Source organism: Pseudomonas sp. 51_B, from assembly GCF_017491595.1.
Classification (GTDB): Bacteria; Pseudomonadota; Gammaproteobacteria; order Pseudomonadales; family Pseudomonadaceae; genus Aquipseudomonas; species Aquipseudomonas promysalinigenes.
Genome location: NZ_JAFGYW010000562.1, coordinates 1 through 245 on the forward strand (window position 1 = coordinate 1; position 245 = coordinate 245).

The 245-nt window shown below is 61.6% G+C and carries 1 protein-coding gene; it reads left to right on the plus strand.

The features are described 5' to 3' along the window. Nucleotides 1-245, plus strand: a 245-nt coding sequence (locus tag J5M56_RS26185; protein WP_347709444.1) for an immunoglobulin-like domain-containing protein, incomplete at both ends; no start/stop codon positions are given.

Below are 245 nucleotides of genomic sequence, written 5' to 3' on the forward strand. Positions count from 1 at the left end.
TGGTCACCGCTGGTACACCGACCACCACGGTAACCGACAACCCTGCCAACCTGGACACCACTACCGTCAGCCTCAGCGCCACCGGTACCGTCCAGGAAGGCGGCCAGATCACCTACACCGCCAAGCTGACCAACCCGGCCGGCAGCGCGATGACGGTGACCCTGAGCAACGGTGCAGTCATCAATATCGCCAAGGGCCAGAGCCAAGGTACTGTCACTGTCGATGCACCGAAAAACACCGTGTAC